Genomic DNA, 15844 nt, shown 5'->3' with positions numbered 1-15844 from the left:
CCCGCGGAGCGGGTATGAATGCGCTGCGCGCATTCCAAGAGAAGGAATCCGCTTCGCGGATTCAAGGCCGCTGCGCGGCCTTACAGAAAAGCGCTTCGCACTTTTCTGTATTCCCGCAAGCGAGAATTCCCTGCATTCCGCTGCGCTCCATACAGGTGTCAATCAACTCCCGCTTCGCTGGAATTGATGGGGCGTCCGCTGCGCTCCCGCCCGACCGGCTCCGCCGGGCAGCGAGAGGTGCGGGGCACATCGGGACGTCGCCCGTGCACCACCTGGGATCCTGGCCTGCCACCCTTCGGTCGGCCCGCCCCGGATCGAGTGACCCAAACAGTCACCCAACCCCCGCTGAAACCACCCGACTTCCAGTCGAGAAACACTACGGCACGCATCACAGACCTGACCGTGTGCCCACTGGGAAACCCGCCTGCCATCACCCAACACCGGCCCGGTGAGGCCATGGTAAGAGTGCTTCAGAAAGAGGGTGTGGCTGAAATCTAGAACCAGGCTGCATCAGCCTGCATCAAACTGATTCAGCATGTACCAATGGCGGAACGGGGCCATACCCCCTGACACATGCACGGACGGGAGCCCGGGAAGCGGTATAAGGGTGCCGGCCACCGCTCTGGACCCCCGAACGAGGAGGCCGAGACCGGGACGGCGCGGACGCGGGACGCCGGCCCCACGGCCGGGCACCGCTAGGACGAGGATGAGGACCAGGGCCATGAGCACCCGCTAAGACGTACCAGTGACCGGCCCGCGGAACGCCGCTGATCGTCAGGTTCACGGTCTCCGAGATGCCACACGGGCGTCATCCGCCTTACCCGGGAAACGACACCATCCTTCACCGCCTGGACGACACCTACGGCAGAAACCGCCCAGTGCAGACGCCACCACACCGGTGAAGACAGATGACGCCCAACAGTGAAAAACCCACGACACCCATCACCCGGGAAGCACCCATGCAAATGCTGCGCCCCGACTCCAGGACAGCAGAAACGGGGTGCGCGGGCGATGGAGCCGGGGTCAGGCCTCGGCCGGAACGGGGCAGGCCGAGCCGGACAGCGGCCAGAGCGACAGGTCGCGGATGCTTGGCCGCGGGGCTCCTGCTGGAGCAGAGGTTGCTTCCCGAAGGGGCCGATTTAGTTCCGGGCTCTCTCTCCTGCCCAGGTGGTGGGTTTTCCTGGGAAGGACGTAGCTACTGGAGCTGTGCGCTGTGAAGGATGGACACCCCATGCAGTTTCTCAAGATCGCAGCGGCTGGCGACTGGGGCATGGCCGCCACCATCGCCACCACTGAAGACATGCCTTGGCAGCAGTGGGACAAGACGTCTCTGCGTGCGTTCGTGGACTCTCTCGCCCCCGGCGACCAGCGCGACGCCCAGCACATCGCAGCCGAACTCGCCTCCTACTCCCAGGCCGACCAGCTCACCGCGGAACAGTGCACCAGCACACCGGCCGAATGGCCCTGGCTGGCCCTCCGCGCCCAGGGCGAATGGGAACAGGCCACCGAGGTCGCGAAGCAGTACCTGAACTGGCCCGAGTGCACCATCGAGTGGCTCGACTACCTTCTGTGCCAGATCGCCCAGCGCACCGACGGCGACGGCCGGCCCGCAGCCACAGACATCTACCGGTGGGTCCTCTTCGGCACCTTCACCCACCAAGACCTCGCGGACGCCTTCGCCCGATTCATCTTCATCCCCCAGACTGCCACCGAGGAATGGGCCGAACCCACACAACTACACACAGCCGCCCTGGAGACGGACGCTCTACAGGAAACCGAAGAACACAGCGTCTACAGGGTCAGCGGGGACGGCGCACTCGCAAGCAGCACACACCAGCGCGCCTCCAACCGCTCCGCAGCGCCTGGTGAAAACCATTACCACGGGCGTCCCGACAGCGGTATTCCCTGGGACGAAGCTGATTCGTTCGCCTCCAAGATGAACGACCTTCTGCAAGAAGGAAGCTGGATCGGTGCCCGTGACCCGCGTGTCCAGGAACAAATCTCACAGCGCTCCCTGAAAAACGCGTCGGTCCGCGATGCCTATGCAGACCGCATCGCGCCGGACCTTGAAGCTGCGGAGAACGCACTGGCGGTGCTGCGGCGTGAGGACGCGGGGCGAATCAGGTTGCGTAACAAGGCGCGGTATCAGCAGTACAAGCGCAATGAGCGCACCCCGATCAGTTTTACCGTCTACGGCGGTGGCACAGATCACCCGGTACTCGTCTTCGACGGCGTCGAAGTCCCGGGAGATGCCGTGGCGTCGTACAAGGGATCACTGCGGGTGTCGGAGAAGGCCGGCGGTATCGGCGCCAAGGCTGGCCGGTTCTTCAGCGCTAGGGGCACTGAGAAGTTCTCCAGCGGTACCCTCGCCGGCACTATGACCGTCACCACACGAGGCACAGCACCTGTCGACCTGCCCGAGCTGACACGCCTGCTCAAGAAGAGCGGCATCACCGACAAGAACCTTATCCAAGGATGACGACCGCCTGATCAGATTCCACATCTGTGAGACCGGGCAGAAGAATGACTCACGGTCTGCAGCAATACGGCTGTTTCGAAGAGGCCATAGCAGCCCTGGAGGAATGGAAAGCTCCGGCCTCGCCCTCCGATTAGACAAATAACCCTTGAGCCTTTCCAACCTCACGTCTGTGCTGGTAAATGGCGTGCCGACAAGCGACCATGTCGGCAACTGAGCCTTTTCCATCCTCACTCTGAGCTGGTCAGGTGCAGGGTGAGGACGGCCTGGACGAGGCTGGTGATACGGGTGGTCGAGCACCGGAGTTTGCGCAGGAGTCGCCAGGACTTGAGGGTGGCGACGCCTGTTCGACGAGGGCCCGGATCTTTGTGTGATCTCTCGGTTTCCTGTCAGTGCGCCACCTGCACAGGTACCACCCCATGACAGTGAAATCGCCGCGATCTCTCACACCTATGACAGTGTGCTCTACTCAGGAAAACCGGGTTGACCTGCGACAATGCAACGCCTCACCACTGTCTCTCACTCCGCTGTCACGAAACCGAGAGATCGCACCGCACGAATGGGAAGCAGACCGTAACCGCCCGGAGCGTGCCCGAGCAGACAGGGCCATCCCCGCGCGTGCGGGGAGCAGTCGGACCGCCCTCCACCTCATGGGCCCTCCACCTCATGGTGGGGGGCGGGGACCATCCCCGCGCGAGCGGGGAGCAGGACGAGCCCGGCCGGAACGAGGGGGCAGGCCAGGGACCATCCCCGCGCGAGCGGGGAGCAGTGTGCCGCGTCAACGGAGGCACGAACTACCTCGGGACCATCCCCGCGCGAGCGGGGAGCAGGCCCTGGATGACTCCTCGGACCTGGTCCCGGCGGGACCATCCCCGCGCGAGCGGGGAGCAGCAGTCCAACGAGTGGAAGGACGGCGAGTCGCTGGGACCATCCCCGCGCGAGCGGGGAGCAGGAGCATTCCGGCGCCGGTGAAGTTGCCCGTGAGGGACCATCCCCGCGCGAGCGGGGAGCAGCCGCTCAGCAGTACGCCGACGCGCACCGGCTTGGGACCATCCCCGCGCGAGCGGGGAGCAGGTGAGCTGACCGAGCGAGACGTGGATATGACGGGGACCATCCCCGCGCAAGCGGGGAGCAGCCATGGTAAGCGTTGTGGTAAGCAGGCCGCACGCATGGCCAGCAACGCTGGCGGCACTCACCGCACCCCCACAGCACAGCGCCCCAAGCGACCGAACCACCGACCATTCCCGGATCTCGACACCGAAGACCATCCCCCGCAGGTGCAGGGAGCAGATGTAGCGGCTGATGGCGCCGGGCTCGGGGAGGATGCGGCGGGCGGTGGTGCCGCCCGAGCAGCGCATGCTGATCACCCATGCGCGATCGAGAGCGCCGAGGAACGGCTCCTTCAACTGCGCGGGGTGTAGACGGGGCCCACCGCCGATGTCGCCCAGCAGCTCCTGCGTAGCCTTCGCCGTCGGCGGTGGACCTCTCGCAGCCTTCGTTGCGGCACAGGTCGCCCGGGGCGGCGGGCTGTCGGTCAGATCGGCTGGGAGGGGGCGGGGTAGGAGAAGCCCAGCGGGGGTGCTTCCAGGCTGACCGTGCCGTCGCAGAAGGCTGGGGTGGGCGTGGTGGCCGGCATTGTCCACTCGGCGGCGTGAGGGTTTTCCTCCAGCACGGTGTTCAGCCAGCTCACGTACTGGGCGAATGTCGGTTCCTGGCTCAAGGCGTGTCTCCTCTTGTCGGTGGGTGGACCTGGTGTTGGGAGAGAGAATGCCTGTGACGGCGAAATGTATCAGGCGACCCCCGGGCCGATGCCGGGTTTCGTGTCCAAGGGACACGCCGGATGCTGGGAGCGGTCACCTCTTCGAGCCCCGGCCGGGTGCCTGGCCCATCGGAGGGCTGGACAGAAACCGGAGCGGGCCGGTGCCCAAGAGGCGCGGGGAGCAGCCCTCTTCAACTTTGCCTCACGGTGAGGCATAGGGGCCATCCCCGCGGGCGCGGGGAGCAGCCTGGTAAAGCTCCAGCGCCGGAACGGGCGTGGGGGCCATCCCCGCGGGCGCGGGGAGCAGTTGCCCGACCCGAGCCCGCCCAACGCGAGCGAGGGGCCATCCCCGCGGGCGCGGGGAGCAGACCACACGGGGCTGTGCCTTCCCTGACCCGGTGGGGCCATCCCCGCGGGCGCGGGGAGCAGGTACGCCGCCAAGGCGGTGATGATGTCGGCCTGGGGCCATCCCCGCGGGCGCGGGGAGCAGACTTCGTGACCTGCAGTTCTACCGCACACACAGCCACAGCTGAACCACTTTCACCGAAACCGGCAAACCGCTCAAACCTGACTTCCTTACCCTGCCCGCCCCATTGGCGCGTGCAGCGAAAGTATGTGCGGCTGGGGACGTGTCGTAGTACTTCTGGGGGGAGATAGAGACACCTTGGTTCTCGTTTGGAGTCGTCGATGGTCGTTCGCCGTGTCGTGCCCAACATCCAGTCGGAGGCCACGCAGGAGAGCCGGGAGTTCTACGGCCTGCTGGGCTTCGAGGAGGTCATGAACCACGGCTGGATCATGACGCTCGCCTCCCCTACCGGCCCGACAGCGCAGATCAGCGTCATGACCAGCGACAAGACCGCGCCCATCACCCCCGACATGAGTGTCGAGGTGGACGACGTGGACACGGCTTACGCGACCATGCGGGCAAGAGGTGCGGAAATCATCCACTCCTTGCAGGACGAGGCATGGGGCGTGCGACGGTTCTTCGTCCGCGACCCCAGCGGGCGGGTGGTCAACGTGCTGGCCCACCACTGACCACCCTCCCCTGCCCCTGGTGAAAATGCTAGTCACCACCACTCGTTGATCGCCGATACGAAGACGGCTGCCTTACAAAGAACCGCGAGTTCGTCACGGCATGCAGCCACGGCGCGGCGTCTTCCAAGACGATCGACTCCACAGTTCGACTGCGCGCCGATCCTTGCGGTCCCCGGCACCGAACCTGGATGACCGACCGCCCGGTAGACCCCTCCCCCAGATGCGGGAGCAGCCAGCGACCACGCCCCGGAGATCCCATGGGTCAAGTCCACCCCCGCAGGCACCGGAAGCAGTGCCCCAGGGCAAAGCCCCCCAGAACGTCCATGAGGCCATCCCCACGGGTACGGGGAGCAAGGCGGTCCGGAATGGGCCGTGGATGTGGCCTGGGGCCCCGGACGCGGGGAACAGTTTCCCAGGCCAGCCTCGCGGACAGTGACATCGAGGCTATTCCCGCAGGTGCGAGGAGCAGTCGCCCTCTCCCCTGGTGTAGAGAGCGAGCGCGGGGCCATCCCCGCGGGTGCGGGGAGGAGGCCGTGCCGGTGACAGAGACACGCTCAATCCCGGGGCCAGCCCTGCGGATATGGAGAGCAGGCTGCCAGGGTCTCCCTCTCACGAGCCGGCGCGGGACTATCCTCGCGAGCGCGGGGAGCAAGTCACCGCCGGCCAGAACGCGAGCGACCTCTGAGGACTATCCCCACAGACGCGGGAAGCAGCTGCTCATCGGTCAGCTTGACAGCCGAGTAGACGGGATCATCCCCGCGGTATGGGGAGTAACCGAGCCGGTGGGCCAGGCGTCGGCGCAACACGGGATCGTCCCCACGGGTGCGGGGAGCAGTCTGTGACCTGCAGTTCTACCGCGCACACGGCTTCAGCTGAACCACTTTCACCGAAACTGGCAAACCACTTAAAGCCGCCCTCTCTCACCCTGTCCGCTTCATGGGCAGAGCAGGCGCACCTCTGTCTTCCCGACGAAAGACCTCACCCGGTCCATCGGCTGCATGTGATCGGCGACCTCATGGCGTGAGGCGCCCTTACGCCCGTGCTGGCCGCGAGGGCTCAGCTCGCGTGGGGTTGCGCCTGGGCGCGGCGTTCGCGTTCGGCCATGCGGCCCCACACCCGGCCTCTCTCCGGTGAGCCCATGCCCCTGCCAGGCACTCGGTACGCACCGCCTTGTCTCGGCTCCGCCGTGGGCTGCCCTGGCCGGACAGCTCCTGCGGACCGGCGGCCGGAGTCATACCCAAGGCGGTGGTCCAGCGCCAGGCCGTAACCGCCCGTACCTGTCGTACGCCTCATGCACGCACTGCCTGCCAGAAGGAGAGAGCTGCAGACAGTGCGTGCACCAGACGCCGCCGACCATGACTTGGGGAGATATCCGCAGACGGCGGCATCGGCCTCCGTCTGCCCACAAAGTCACTCCTCCCACCAGGCTTTCTCGAGAGCGGCAGGGGAGTGTGACGGCCGACAGCGAGGGCACACGGAGGTGGAGCGGATGGGACCCGCTCACTCGCCGGACCCTGGGCCTCCCCCGCCCACCGGGCCCGGCATAGGGAACACCGGCTCGCATCGATGGTGGTTGAGTGCGGGCCCATGAGGAGCTCCGGCCCATACGGCCGGGGCTTCTCGGCATCCGCCACAGCACACCGGCCGCCGACATGCCATCAGCAGGCAAGCCGGCCTGGCCGGCGGCCCCCAGGCCACCTCGCCGTACGGATGCGCGCCGGGGGCTGGTGCGGATGCGCTCAATACGCCGTGTCCGTGCCAATTGGTCGATGGTGTGCTCCCCTGCGCCCCACACCACCATGTGGGGCACGATGCGTTTCTGGCCTGGTGCAGGTGAAAGCCGGCTCCGTACTTCTGGTGCGCGCCTGGGCACGGGTTGACGGAAGATGAGTGCGTAGCCCGTCCGGGAAGCCGTCGCACGTTGCACCAGGCGGGCGCTCTCCAGGCCAAGCAACTTCACATGCTCGAGAACCTCAGCATCACTCCGAGAGCAGGGAAACGCGTCCCGGCCATGCGAGCCCGTGCCCCGGGTGTTGGTCAGGCGGCGATGCCGACCGAGGAGATGTACGCGTATGCGTTGTAGTCGGAGTCGAGGTCGGAGATGACGTCGTCCCAGATCTCATCGACGAGATTCGCGTCACGAGCGGCCCAGGCGTCGACCAGGTCGCCCCAGATGTATCGAACGTTGATGGAGCGGGTGCTCAGGTCACGACGGTGCTTCGTCTCGACGCGAGTCTGGTCGACCGGGTAGATCTCCATGCGGCGGCCGCGGCCTTTATTGTCGAGGTGACGGACCAGCCAGCCTGAACTAATCAGGTTCTCCCTGCGGCGGTGCCAGTACGCGGCATCGATCCGCTCCCGGCTGACCGAGATCGGGGAAATCTTGCCTTTGTCCTTCATCCAGGTTCGGATCGTGCGCGGCGAGACGCCCTGGGCCTGCAGTTCCGCGCGGCCGGCAGGACTGTCCAGGTAGCGCAGACGAGCCGTCAGGCCACGGCGGGACGTGACCGGTGAGGCGATGCCGGAGGTATGGACGATGCGGTTCAGCTCCAGGATCAGGGCCTCGCCGCCCTTCATCCCGTCCGCATCCGACTTCCGCCACTGACCCCAGCGCGACCAAAGCCCCGGAGAACCCGCCATCGGCACCTCCCTCCAAGGCTCCCCCGCTGATGGTCCAACGGTCCGAAAGCCGATCACGCCTCGCTCCGGCCGGACAAGGCCCGCCGGGCCCGGCTTAGATGACCACGGCTCGTGAACCTGTGGAGAGCGCCCGACAGCGTGGTGGCCCTTCCCGTACGCCTGTCGAGAGCGACAGACTCGACGCCACGTTTCTCAAACCGATCCGGTCTTCGCCGGGAAGCTGCTGGATCCTCATCGATCGAGGGCACGCGCGAGCAGCCGTTCCCTTCCCGGCGGACCGGCTCTTGTGTGCCGATCTGCGACTGGGCGAGAGGGCACCCCGGGGCCGACGCGGTCAGAGCAGCTCGATGACAGTCTCGTAGGCCTGTTGCACAGCCTGTACGACCCGATCCGCAACGTCATCCGCGTCGCTGCTCAAAGTCACCTGCACAGCTGCAGATACAGCAAGCTTTTTCCTCGTATTGCCGCGAGCGGCGTCGCCCTCGCCGCCGCCACACTGCTCGGCCTCGCACCGTCCGAGGAGTCGACGTTTCCCCTCCGCCCGAGCGGTACTTGTTCGCGGCGACCTGGCGGGACGCTCTTCCTCGTCCTTGGGCTCGATCACCTCGGGGATGTCGTCTGTGCCGTGCATGGAGACCTCTCTCAGTTCCTGGGCCCCATGCGCTTCTGTCTGGATCATCCGACAAAAGCGCATCGGGACTCACCCCACTCACGTCCGTTTCGACGTGCGCTCTCCTCAACGCATGGACGCTTACGAAGTTACGGAACGCTACATGGGGAAAGGTAAGAAGCTAGGGCAAGAGGAGGCACTAGACTGGCGTTCAGCATCTGCTCCCCTCAGCGCCGGGGATGGTCCCGCTACTTGGGGCAAGGCTGCCAACAGCAATCACCTGCTCCCCGCCCCTGCGGGGATGGCCATTCAGTCGCCCACGTGAACGGGGGAGCGAGAGGTCCCTGCTCGCCTCGCGGATGGCGGCGGCATGCTCGTATGCGTGTCCTTGTCGTGATGAGCGGCGGCACCAGAGCTGGGTGCGAAGGGCGCGGCCTCCTCGGCCTGGTCTCGGGCGCAGCCGACAGGTTCTTCCTGCTGGAAGCGAGCCACCAGGTGAATGGTCGCAGAATGACCGCGCAGCTTGGGCTCTCAGTCGCTTCAGTCGCTGGCTGCGCGAGTTTGAATCGAGAGCTGCTGAATCGGCGCTGCCGCTGACACCACCGCTGCACAAGGACCTGGCCTGAGCCGAGGTCCCCGTGCCTCACACCTCGATGTAGGCGATGACCACGACCGTGCGCAGCGCTGTCACAAAGTAGAGGACTCGGGCCCGCTCGATCTCGTCGGCGTACTGGCGCAGTGAGGCGCCGGTCGTGTCGCCGGGGATCGGTTCGCCGATGTCGGGGTCGACCGAGATGACGACCAGGGTGCGGTCCAGGGCGTGGAGTTCGGCCTCGTCAGTGATCTCTTCGACCTGCTTGGCGGCCGAGTCCGAGAAGGCGATCCGGGCACGGCGGGGGCTGTGCCGGTTCGGCATCAGGCGACGACAGGGCGCTGTGCGGCAAGGCGTGCAAGCTGGCGTTCGCGCAGGTCTTCCCAAGGCGTGCAGTCTTCCACGGAGGGCAGGCCGTTGGTGGCGATGTCCTCCAGGACGGCGGCGAACTGGTCGGCGCTGGCCCGAGTGCGGGCCGCGTACGCGCGCACCGCGTCTGCGGATGCCTGGTCCAGTTGCAGGCAGGGGGCCGGCTGGTCACTCATCGGAGGCTCCCTGGGACGCGGAGGTGAAGGGCTTCCACCGTATCGCTCTGGTTCTGGGGCCGGTACCGATCTGGCTGACCCCGGTCTCGGAGCGGGGTCAGGATGGGTGGGTCGGCTTTTCTGGTCTGGCGGGGTCCCGCGCAGGTGGTGCCGGGACCCCAGGAACGTTCGGTTGTGTCCGAAGTTCAGTCGCTCCAGTCGCTTCGGTCGCTCGGTTCGGGCGCTACAACGGGAGGCCTATGCCCAGTTCCTGCATCGCTATGGACGGAGGGCCGCCTTCGCTGCGTTCGGTCTTGCGGCCCTTCACCGTGGGCTGGAGGGTCTCGGGGTCGACGGCTTCGGCAGGGGCGGAGCCTGCGTAGAGGCCGTCGGGCTCGTTGTCCCGGTCGTGCGGGAGGAGCCAGAAAACGCGGCGGCGGAAGGTGCCGGAGGCGCGGGAGGACTTGGCGTCCGTACTAAGGACCGCGTAGCCGACCATGCGGCCGTCGCGGTGGTACGCCGGCTTGCCCGAGCGGGTGGGCAGGCGGTCGAGGCTCTGGCGGACGTAGTCGAGGCGGGACACGTCCTCGAGCCAGACCAGCTCGGTCTCGTGCTTGAGATCGTTCTCGCTGATCAGGGAACTCATGACGTCTCCTCGTGGGCGAGCAGTCCGATACCAGGGTAGTACTTCCTCGAATTCGACAAGATCATCTCTTTCGGGGAGGACAGCCCGAGGAGCTCGCGTGCCCGGGCAGCGAAAGTACGGCTGCTCATGGCGAGGCATCCCTCGCTGGAGCACCATGCGCGGTAGGCGTCGTAGAGGGTCTTCTGCTCGGTACGGCAGTCGGGGCCCTGGACGCATACCTCGTCGAAGAAGCGGCCGGTGTGGTCCTCGGTCTCGGCGTAGGCGGTGGTGGCGATGCGGACCTTGTCGGGGCCCGTAAGGTCTTTCTCTCCCCCGAGGTAACGGCGGGCGCCGTCGATCAGCCAGTTCAGGATGCCCGGGCCCTCCTCGGCGACGAGGATATCGGCGAGGTTGTCGATCCTGCGGTCGTCGGAGACGGTTCGCTCGAAGGGGATCAGGCGCATGCGACGCCAGAAGGCGAAGCCGCCGGTGCCGACCTCGGGGCGGTGGTTGCCCAGGAGCCAGAGTTTGTGGGTGGGGTTGAAGGAGAAGAAGTCCTGCCGCATGCGGCGGGCCTTGATGCGGTCGCCGCCGGTCAGGAGCTTGACCCGGGCTTCGTCGAACTTGTCGCCGGGCTTGACCTCGGAACAGACGACGACGCGTCGGCCGTGGAGCTCGGCGAGGTCGGTGGGATGGCCTTCATACGGTCGGGCCATGAGGAAGCCGGGCGGGGCCGCGTCCGCGTAGTCACCCAGGAGCTTCATCAGCACGTCGAGGAGGACGGACTTGCCGTTCTTGCCCGCGCCGAAGAGGAACGGCATCACCTGGCCGCCGACGTCGCCGGTGATCGAGTAGCCGAGCAGCAGTTGCAGGAACCCGTTCATCTGGGCGCCTTCGGAGTCGTTGCCGAAGGTGTCGTCGAGGAAGCGCAGGAACCGCGGGATGGGCATCGCAGCGGGGCCGACGGTGGTCGAGCGCGAGTGGAAGTCCTTGTTCGGGTCGGGTTTGCGCAGGAGCCCGGTGTGCAGGTCGACGATGCCCGCGGGGGTGCACAGGGCGTACGGGTCGGCGTCCAGGTACTCGGCCTTGAGGACCATGCCGGGGGCGGACTTCGCCTGGATGAGCATCGCGTTGATGCCGGAGGTGCTCAGGGCACGGCGGCGGTGTTTGCGCAGAGCCTCCACTGCGTGTTCGCCGGACGGGTCCGTGGTGGCCAGGTGCTCACCGATCTCCCCCGCTGCCCAGAGCACGGAGTCGTCCTCGTCGACCTGCCAGCGGGTGGTGTCCCAGCGGTACCAGCCCAGGCCCGGGACATGGCGGAAGTCGGACTGGTACAGCTTGACGAACAGCTTGGCGTTGCCGCGGTCGGTCAGGGAGTCCGGGACCAGGCCGTGGGCGGTGGCCCCGCCGGGCACCCAGCTCTGCGGGCCGTCATCGACCTGCTGGGGTGGAAGGGCAGGGGTGGACTTGGCGATGATCTGCGCGGCCAGGCCGTGCGGATCGAAGTCGAAGAGCATGTTCGGCTCGCCGCCTGTGGGAGTGGTCACGGGCGACTCCCGGGATCGAGCGGGCGCTTGGCGCCTGCGGTCATGCCACTGCGGACGATCGCCTCGGCTCTGCGCTCCTGCCCGGGGCGGGCATGGCGGGCAGTCTCCATGAGCGCGTCCTCCGCATCGCGGGCGGTGAGATGCCCGCCTGCGACGAGGCCGCCGAGGGTGTAGGCGGCTCTGTTGAGCTTCTCTGAAAATCCGGCGCCCTCGGTGACTCCGGCGCAGTCGGCGACCTCGGAGAGGACACCGGTGAGCATGGCGAGTACCGGGTTTCCTCCGTGGCGGGCGGCTGAGACGGCCTGGCGGGCCCTGCCAGGGACCGGACGCGGAGCCTGTACGTGGGCGGCCGGCAGGTGGTGGGTGCGCTGGAGTTCCTGAGCGAGCCAGGCCGGGAGCGGAGCCGGGGTGCGTACGGTGCCCAGTGGCGTGTAGACGCCGGCGTCCGTGGTGGTACCGGGCGCGATGATGTAGCCGCCGTCCGCACGGACGTCGACCTGCCAGGCGAGCGCGCGGTTCTTGCCGGATCCGGATGAGCACTGCCAGCGGCGGGAGTCCGTGGTGCGGTACCAGACGTGCAGGCCGCCGGAGGGGGTGCGCACCCGCAACGTGGTGGTGTCGTTGGCAGGGCTCTCCTGGCCCCGGAGGGCTGCGAGGACAGCCAGCGTGTGGAAGCCCGTGGTCATCGCTGATACGTCGATTCCCTCGGCGATCTCGATGCCGGGCAGGAGCCGGTCCCTGGACGGCGGCAGACCCGGGTGGGCGTCGATGTCGATGACGACGAGGTTCGCAGGTCCGCAGGCGACGGCGACGCCCATCTGACGCCGGGGGCCCCACCACTGCTGGATGCGGGTGTTATCGAGGGTCGCGGCGTGGAAGCCATGACACCAGCGCCCTTCGGCTCTGCAGGCGCAGGTCCGGTGGTCGTGTCCGGGTTCCCGGCAGGCAGGGCAGTTTGCAGCGGGCGTCTTCTTGCCCGGGGCGAGCGGGTGGACGGGCCAGCCGTGGCTTGCGCACCAGCGAGCCAGCGTGAGCGGGTCCGGGCCTCGCTGCCAGGGGCCGGCGACTGAAGAGTCGCTGGAGGAAACCCGCAGGTCAGCAGGCATTTCGTTCCCCCAATAGCGACTGAAGCGACTCAACAATGGAGACAGCCTAGCGAAAACATGCGTTCGGTCGTGCCACTTGGATCACGGCGCGTCGCGGGTGAAAAGCGATCCAGCGACTGGGCGATCGGTGGAGCTACTGAGTCGCTCTTAGTCGCTGTGTTGAGTCGCTGGGAAAAACTGCAGGTCAGATGGGCTGTGACTACCAAAACAGCGACTGAAGCGACTGTAGATGCCTATATATCAGGCGCACACGCGCGATCTGTACGGCTGATATGTAGAGCTTGAGTCGCTTCAGTCGCTGTTCTTGGGAGTAGACAGGCTCTGACCTGCGGTTTTTTATCAGCGACTGAAGCAGCGACGGTAGCTGCCGTTCAGTCGCTGGGTTCTTTGGGGCAGCGACTGAGAGGCTGGAGCGACTGAAGGATCGCAGCGACCAGAGCGACCGAAGCGACCGAAGTCGGGGACTTTATGAAGCGACCTTCGCTGTCCGGGTTGCCGTCGTCATCCCCTTGGTTGGGGTTCCGGCCGAGTCCGATCGCGGTCGAGGTGGTGGTCGGATGGCTGGGCGTATACGTAGGCGCTGGGGTTGAGGGCGGCGGGAGACGGGTGCGGGGAGAGCTCCTCCCCGACGCATCGCCGGCTGGCTGTCTTTCTGCTCTTGCGAGGCTCCGATCCTGTCGTCGGCCAAGTGATTCGGCCCGGCACGAACGGCTCCTAGATGAGTTCCAGTCGGCTGAAGCCTGCCTGGAGGGTGTGGAGGGTGTGGGACGTCCCGCCGAGGTATTCGACCTTCTGGCAGAGCTGGTCGACGACTGCTGGGCTCGGCTGTCCGTATGTGTCGATGGAGTGCATACGGATCAGCGCCCCCGAAAGCGTGGAACTTCGGTCCGCCGAGTTCCAGATGCCGTTCCATCGACGCCGAGTCGGGATGCACAGCGATGACGCTCATCAGGGATGCGGACTCATCGAGGTGGAAGTGGTAGACGATGATCTGAAGCTCGCGCTCCGCCACGAATGCGGCCCGGTCGCGCATCCTGCTCCTGGCTGCCTCGATCCTGCCCTCCAGGCTCGAGGAACGGTCGACGTGGAAAGGGCTCCGCCATGGCCCCAGGTCAGGCGTGCCAGGAGGAGATCACGGCAGCGGTCAGCTGGAGCAGGATCGTGAACCACACCGGCACCGCGACGATCACCTGGGCCTTGTCCCCCGGGGTGCAGAAAAGGGTCGGAAGTCCGATCAGGACCACGATGGACAGGACGGCAAGTAACCATGAGTGCTCGGCCAGGGCCCGGGGAGTTGCCGTCCTGGAGATGAGTTCCCTGGCGAACCGCAGGGTGGACGCAGCGCGGTCATCTGGCTGGCCTGAGGCCATGGCTTTAGCGGCGATGTCAGTCATGCGGGGACGATGCCATGTGATGGACCCGCCACCGGCGCCGGACCTGAAGGGGCCGATCCATGACTGCATTCCTGGGTCACCCTACGAGCAATGGCCGGCCCAGGCACCGCAGATGCCGGTTGAGTCCGAGGACTCGAATCTAGAGGCGGCGGCAAAACCGCTGACCTGACTCATCGAGACGGGACCGTTCGGACTGGGTGAGTGTCGACTCGCGCTCGTACCTGCCTGCTGTAGTAGTGATGCTCTGGCGTCGATCGGCTGGGTCCGCGGAGGTACCGCTGCCTCTGTTGTGTGTGCTCCTGTGGAGCTGGGAAAACCTTTTCGGTGCCCAGATCGTGGCGGTGTTCGGCAGCGAGCTGCATGGATCGGTCGCGAGGCCTTCTGTTGAAGCGGAATACACGAACCTGCTCACTCTGGAACACGTGCTCTCGACCGCGAACAACATCGTCGATGACCCGCCCCCATCCTTCCCTGAGTACGCCACCGACCTCATGGGTGGACTTCCTGGTCGTTCTGGTGGGACTAGGCATGACCGGCGGGCTGCTTGCCCAGTCGGTGCGGGTGTGCCGCTGCCTGATCCGTAGGGGGCGCGGAGCGAGCCGCCGCTCCCGGACCGGACACCGAAACGTGGGGGCCGGTGGAGAGGTGATCGGGAAGCGATCGACGCGATTGCCCGGAGTTCCGGACCGGCTCTCAGCGGGTCCACCTGTCCACGAAGGGCAGCAACTGGCGAGGCTTGGACGAATGTGCGGGGGGCGGAGTCCCTGATATGTCGGACCAGCGGAGCCGGTCGAACCGTTCACTTCCTGCGTGGGAACGGGCGGTGTGTTTCGGCTGGCGCCGCGTCGTAGCGAGCACGTGGCTTGTGTCGGTGGAGGCATGGTTCCTGGGCGTCGATGAGCTCGGCTTCGCCCGTGAAGTAGGCCGGTGGGCCGTCGGAGAGATCAGCAACCACTCCACCGGGTACTGCCCGGGCGTCAGCTCCTGGTAGGCAGTTGCTCGTGTTCTGGACGAGGCAGAGCTGGGCCGGTCGTCCGGCTTCACCCATGAGGTGGTGTTCCGGGGGGAGGGGGGGGAGGGGGGGCCTGGCTGCCAGGATTACAACTCGTGCGCTAGGACGACTTCGTCTGTACCCTCTCGGCAGCGATTTGCCCGAGGAGTGGAACGTGGATCCTGTGGCGTGATGCCGGCGGTCACAGCCGTGTGTTGATGGTTGCGACGAGACGTGTTGAGTGGCGACGGCACGGTACCTGGTTCGACGGTTGATCCCGCGCTCGACCACGAGGCCTTCGCGGCCGTCGGCCGGGTCGATACTCGGCAGCCGACCACCGCGGGAGCCGAGAACCCTTCGCTTCCGCGCCTCGTCGGCCGTGCCACGGATGGCGCAGCGAATGGACTCGCGCACGAGCGGCCGGCGAAGGAGCGTTCGTAGATGAGCCCGCAGTCGAGCAGAGTCCATGCGGTGCTGGTGCGCGGTCTGTGAGGACGTACTCGGAGAATGCGGCCAGGTACGGGAACACATCGGTGGCGAGGCGC

12 protein-coding genes, 1 pseudogene and 2 CRISPR repeat arrays are annotated in these 15844 nt (G+C 66.6%); of the genes and pseudogenes, 2 read left to right on the top strand and 11 right to left on the bottom strand.

The genetic code is table 11. The annotated features are described in order from the left end of the window. Positions 1 to 1231: 1231 nt before the first annotated feature. Positions 1232 to 2479 carry a hypothetical protein gene (locus ACZ66Z_RS33575; RefSeq protein WP_469939486.1) on the top strand — a complete coding sequence of 416 codons (1248 nt, stop codon included), beginning with the start codon at positions 1232 to 1234 and terminating at the stop codon, positions 2477 to 2479. Positions 2480 to 2706: 227 nt separating this feature from the next. Here the strand turns inward: ACZ66Z_RS33575 and ACZ66Z_RS33570 are convergent. Both ACZ66Z_RS33570 and ACZ66Z_RS33565 read right to left on the bottom strand, forming a co-directional pair. Next, positions 2707 to 2849 (bottom strand): annotated as a pseudogene (locus ACZ66Z_RS33570) (IS5/IS1182 family transposase); the annotation flags it as partial. A gap of 229 nt (positions 2850 to 3078) precedes the next feature. Continuing rightward, positions 3079 to 3611: a CRISPR direct-repeat array (repeat unit 29 nt; unit sequence GGGACCATCCCCGCGCGAGCGGGGAGCAG). A 399-nt stretch (positions 3612 to 4010) separates the two neighbouring features. Next, on the bottom strand, positions 4011 to 4196 hold the full coding sequence (locus ACZ66Z_RS33565; protein WP_469939485.1) for a hypothetical protein: 186 nt from the start codon (positions 4194 to 4196) through the stop codon (positions 4011 to 4013). A 255-nt stretch (positions 4197 to 4451) separates the two neighbouring features. Further along, positions 4452 to 4725: a CRISPR direct-repeat array (repeat unit 29 nt). 197 nt (positions 4726 to 4922) lie between these two features. Here ACZ66Z_RS33565 and ACZ66Z_RS33560 point away from each other — a divergent pair. Continuing rightward, positions 4923 to 5270, top strand: coding sequence for a VOC family protein (locus tag ACZ66Z_RS33560; RefSeq protein WP_469939483.1), 348 nt, complete (start codon positions 4923 to 4925; stop codon positions 5268 to 5270). A gap of 2037 nt (positions 5271 to 7307) precedes the next feature. Here the strand turns inward: ACZ66Z_RS33560 and ACZ66Z_RS33555 are convergent. From ACZ66Z_RS33555 to ACZ66Z_RS33515, 9 genes are all read right to left on the bottom strand, one after another. Then, positions 7308 to 7910: a hypothetical protein gene (locus ACZ66Z_RS33555; RefSeq protein ID WP_469939482.1), complete on the bottom strand. Its 603-nt coding sequence runs from the start codon at positions 7908 to 7910 to the stop codon at positions 7308 to 7310. A gap of 334 nt (positions 7911 to 8244) precedes the next feature. Beyond that, positions 8245 to 8589, bottom strand: coding sequence for a hypothetical protein (locus tag ACZ66Z_RS33550; RefSeq protein ID WP_469939480.1), 345 nt, complete (start codon positions 8587 to 8589; stop codon positions 8245 to 8247). Positions 8590 to 9163: 574 nt separating this feature from the next. Further along, a complete protein-coding gene (locus ACZ66Z_RS33545) occupies positions 9164 to 9436 on the bottom strand; it encodes a hypothetical protein (protein ID WP_469939479.1) in 273 nt (90 codons plus the stop codon). Then, complete coding sequence (locus tag ACZ66Z_RS33540) at positions 9436 to 9657, bottom strand: hypothetical protein (protein WP_469939477.1); 222 nt, start codon at positions 9655 to 9657, stop codon at positions 9436 to 9438. Before ACZ66Z_RS33540 ends, ACZ66Z_RS33545 begins: the two co-directional genes overlap by 1 nt. Before the next feature lie 223 nt (positions 9658 to 9880). Beyond that, complete coding sequence (locus tag ACZ66Z_RS33535; protein ID WP_469939475.1) at positions 9881 to 10282, bottom strand: DUF6009 family protein; 402 nt, start codon at positions 10280 to 10282, stop codon at positions 9881 to 9883. After that, positions 10279 to 11778 carry a DNA primase family protein gene (locus tag ACZ66Z_RS33530; RefSeq protein WP_469939490.1) on the bottom strand — a complete coding sequence of 500 codons (1500 nt, stop codon included), beginning with the start codon at positions 11776 to 11778 and terminating at the stop codon, positions 10279 to 10281. Before ACZ66Z_RS33530 ends, ACZ66Z_RS33535 begins: the two co-directional genes overlap by 4 nt. A 26-nt stretch (positions 11779 to 11804) precedes the next feature. Further along, positions 11805 to 12914: a bifunctional DNA primase/polymerase gene (locus ACZ66Z_RS33525; protein WP_469939474.1), complete on the bottom strand. Its 1110-nt coding sequence runs from the start codon at positions 12912 to 12914 to the stop codon at positions 11805 to 11807. Between the two features lie 714 nt (positions 12915 to 13628). After that, on the bottom strand, positions 13629 to 13766 hold the full coding sequence (locus ACZ66Z_RS33520) for a hypothetical protein (protein ID WP_469939472.1): 138 nt from the start codon (positions 13764 to 13766) through the stop codon (positions 13629 to 13631). A gap of 260 nt (positions 13767 to 14026) precedes the next feature. Beyond that, positions 14027 to 14308, bottom strand: a complete 282-nt coding sequence (locus tag ACZ66Z_RS33515; RefSeq protein WP_469939470.1) for a hypothetical protein — start codon at positions 14306 to 14308, stop codon at positions 14027 to 14029. Positions 14309 to 15844 lie beyond the last annotated feature (1536 nt).

The sequence above is a fragment of the Streptomyces sp. NPDC107498 genome (assembly GCF_055582805.1).
This window is presented reverse-complemented; position numbering and strand designations above follow the sequence as displayed.

What these genes read in the sequence shown, in the direction of transcription:
- ACZ66Z_RS33515 (WP_469939470.1), bottom strand. Translation starts at nt 14,308, where the DNA reads ATGACTGACATCGCCGCTAAAGCCATGGCCTCAGGCCAGCCAGATGAC.
- ACZ66Z_RS33520 (WP_469939472.1), bottom strand. Translation starts at nt 13,766, where the DNA reads ATGCACTCCATCGACACATACGGACAGCCGAGCCCAGCAGTCGTCGAC.
- ACZ66Z_RS33540 (WP_469939477.1), bottom strand. Translation starts at nt 9,657, where the DNA reads ATGAGTGACCAGCCGGCCCCCTGCCTGCAACTGGACCAGGCATCCGCA.
- ACZ66Z_RS33575 (WP_469939486.1), top strand. Translation starts at nt 1,232, where the DNA reads ATGCAGTTTCTCAAGATCGCAGCGGCTGGCGACTGGGGCATGGCCGCC.
- ACZ66Z_RS33535 (WP_469939475.1), bottom strand. Translation starts at nt 10,282, where the DNA reads ATGAGTTCCCTGATCAGCGAGAACGATCTCAAGCACGAGACCGAGCTG.
- ACZ66Z_RS33525 (WP_469939474.1), bottom strand. Translation starts at nt 12,914, where the DNA reads ATGCCTGCTGACCTGCGGGTTTCCTCCAGCGACTCTTCAGTCGCCGGC.
- ACZ66Z_RS33545 (WP_469939479.1), bottom strand. Translation starts at nt 9,436, where the DNA reads ATGCCGAACCGGCACAGCCCCCGCCGTGCCCGGATCGCCTTCTCGGAC.
- ACZ66Z_RS33560 (WP_469939483.1), top strand. Translation starts at nt 4,923, where the DNA reads ATGGTCGTTCGCCGTGTCGTGCCCAACATCCAGTCGGAGGCCACGCAG.
- ACZ66Z_RS33555 (WP_469939482.1), bottom strand. Translation starts at nt 7,910, where the DNA reads ATGGCGGGTTCTCCGGGGCTTTGGTCGCGCTGGGGTCAGTGGCGGAAG.
- ACZ66Z_RS33550 (WP_469939480.1), bottom strand. Translation starts at nt 8,589, where the DNA reads ATGATCCAGACAGAAGCGCATGGGGCCCAGGAACTGAGAGAGGTCTCC.
- ACZ66Z_RS33530 (WP_469939490.1), bottom strand. Translation starts at nt 11,778, where the DNA reads ATGCTCTTCGACTTCGATCCGCACGGCCTGGCCGCGCAGATCATCGCC.